The 2,752-nt window shown below is 71.3% G+C and carries 2 protein-coding genes and 1 pseudogene; 2 read left to right on the plus strand and 1 reads right to left on the minus strand.

Going from position 1 to position 2,752, the window contains the following annotated elements:
- Together Q0379_RS09525 and Q0379_RS09530 are read left to right on the plus strand one after the other, a co-directional pair.
- The coding region (locus tag Q0379_RS09525) for a protein meaA (RefSeq protein WP_299007583.1) at positions 1-1,514 on the plus strand (1,514 nt) is incomplete at its 5' end.
- A gap of 30 nt (positions 1,515-1,544) precedes the next feature.
- On the plus strand, positions 1,545-2,333 hold the full coding sequence (locus Q0379_RS09530; protein WP_299007586.1) for a hypothetical protein: 789 nt from the start codon (positions 1,545-1,547) through the stop codon (positions 2,331-2,333).
- Positions 2,334-2,336: 3 nt separating this feature from the next.
- Here Q0379_RS09530 and Q0379_RS09535 read toward each other — a convergent pair.
- A pseudogene (locus Q0379_RS09535) lies at positions 2,337-2,752 on the minus strand (MFS transporter); the annotation flags it as partial.

The raw sequence follows: 2,752 nt of genomic DNA on the forward strand, positions 1-2,752 counted from the left end.
ATCGCGAGGTTCCCAAGTGGAACCCGATGAACGTCTGCAGCTACCACCTGCAGGAGGCGGGCGCGACGCCGGAGCAGGAGCTGGCCTTCGCCCTGGCGACCGCGATCAGCGTGCTCGACACGGTCAAGGCCGGCGGCCAGGTCCCCGACGAGGACTTCGAGATCGTCGCCTCGCGCATCAGCTTCTTCGTCAACGCCGGCGTGCGGTTCGTCACCGAGCTGTGCAAGATGCGCAGCTTCACCAAGCTCTGGGATCAGATCCTCTTGGAACGCTACGGCGTCCAGGACGCGAAAGCCCGCCGCTTCCGCTATGGCGTGCAGGTCAACAGCCTGGGCCTGACCGAGCAGCAGCCCGAGAACAACGTCTACCGGATCCTGATCGAGGCCCTGGCCGTCACGCTCAGCAAGGACGCCCGCTGTCGGGCCCTGCAGCTGCCCGCCTGGAACGAGGCCCTGGGCCTGCCGCGCCCGTGGGACCAGCAGTGGTCGCTGCGGCTGCAACAGGTTCTCGCCTACGAGACCGACCTTCTGGAATACGAGGATCTGTTCGACGGCTCGCACGTCGTCGAGGCCAAGGTCGCCGAACTGTCGAAGGGGGCGCTGGCGCAGCTGGCGCTGATCGACGGCATGGGCGGCGCCCAGAACGCTATCGACTACATGAAGGGCGAGCTCGTCGCCTCCAACGCCAAGCGGGTGCGGGCCGTCGAGACCGGCGACCTGACCGTGGTCGGCGTCAACCGCTGGACCGAGACGGAGGTCTCGCCGCTCTCGGCCGGCGAGGGGGCGATCGAGACGGTCGATCCTCGCCTGGAGGCCGACGTCGTCGCCCGCATCAAGGCTTGGCGCGAGGCCCGCGACCCGGCCGCCGTCGAAGCGGCGCTCTCCGCCCTGAAGGCCGCCGCCAGCTCTGGCGCGAACGTCATGGAACCCTCGATTGCCGCCGCCAAGGCCGGGGTCACCACCGGCGAGTGGGCCGGGGCCCTGCGCGAGGTGTTCGGCGAGTATCGCGGCCCGACCGGCGTGGCGGTGGTCGTCTCCACCGGCGAGGCCGAGGACGTCGAGGCGGTGAAGAAGGAGGTCGAGCGCGTCTCCCAGGTGCTGGGCCGCACGCTCACCTACCTGGTCGGCAAGCCCGGCCTGGACGGTCACTCCAACGGCGCCGAGCAGATCGCCACCCGCGCCCGCGCCTGCGGCATGGAGGTGGTCTATGACGGCATCCGCTCGACGCCGGAGGAGATCGTGCGCCGCGCCAAGGAAACCCGCGCCCACGTGATCGGCCTGTCGATCCTGTCGGGCTCGCACCTGGATCTGGTGCAGGAGGTCATCCGCGTCATGCGCGCCGAGGGCCTCTCCCACATCCCCGTCGTCGCCGGCGGCATCATCCCCGAGGCCGACGCCCTGGTGCTAAAACAGATGGGCGTGTCGCGGATCTACACGCCCAAGGACTTCAAGATCACGCAGATCATGGGGGATGTGGTGAGGCTCGTGGAGGCGACGGCGCTGGCGGAGGCGTGACAGGGGCGGTGGTGCGTCTTAGGATTGAGCATGGCCCCGAACTATCGCGCCCTGCGCCGCCAAGCTGATCTGCTCGACTGGCCGACCACCGTCCGGGCCTGGGCGGTCGTCATGGCCGCCTGGCTCGTCCATCTCTGGCTGACCGCGCCCTTGCCGCCGATCCAGTCTCCGCTGAGCAGCGGCGCCTTGTTCGCGGCCGTAGTCGGCTGGCAGGCCTTGAAGAGCCCGCGCGCTGTCGCCTGGCAGAACCGCAAGCGGACGGATGGCGGGGGGATCTGGACAACACCGCTCAGCACGCGTTCGGCGAGGTTGGCCCTGGCCCTGCCGCTGGCCGCGCTGGCGGGTTACCTGGGCTATCTCTGCGTCGCGCTGACGAAGGATGGCGAGCCGATCCGCGCGGCCGCGGCGGCGATCTGGGGCTTGGGCGGCCTGGCGGCGTTCGCCCGCGCCGTGATCCTCGGCTGGCGGAGGGCTCTTGAGCTCCGGATCGACGCGGCGGGCGTGTTCACGCGCCGCTGGCGCGGAACCATCCCGTGGGAGGCGATCGACTTCGCCGTCACGCCGACGGATCGGGAACGCGTCGTGCGCCTCATGACGAGGCCTCCGCTGACGGCGCCCGGCCTGCCGCGCGCCACCCGTGAGGGCGGCGGGTTCGTGACGATCCGTCTGAGCGACAGCGAGATCACGCGCGAGCCGGTGATCGCCGCGATGCTGAAGGCCCGGCCAGACCTGAGGATCGCGCCTTGGCCGCACGGCGGCGTCGTTCTGCCCATTCACGGCGCGACAGACGTGCCCGACATCGTGCGGGTAGGCTCCTAGCCCTTACCGCCCCAGCCGCCACGCCGCCAGCACGCCGACCACGGCCAACGGCAGGAAAGCGGCGAACAGCAGCGGGCCGCGTTCGGCCGCCAGCGTCGAGTCGATGCCGTGGCTGAAGCCCAGCAGGTTGGCCATCGCCCCCGCGCCGGCCGCGCCCGTGGCGCCGCCGATCAGCTGCGAGGTCGGGACCGCGCCCGAGGCCATGGCCTGCTCGTCGGCCGGGGCGCCGCCGATGGTCCGGCGGGCGATGAAGGCGTGGCACAGGCCAAAGCCCGCGCCCAGCAGGGCGAAGGCCAGGGCGGTCTCGACCAGCGTGCCGCGCGGGGTCGCCCAGGCGCTGGCCAGCGCGCCCAGCAGGATCACCACGACGCCCAGCCGCACGAAGCGGCCGTCGCGCTCGGCCGGGACCTTGCCGACCA

The sequence above is a fragment of the uncultured Caulobacter sp. genome, assembly GCF_937900395.1.
In the GTDB taxonomy this organism is placed as follows: domain Bacteria; phylum Pseudomonadota; class Alphaproteobacteria; order Caulobacterales; family Caulobacteraceae; genus Caulobacter.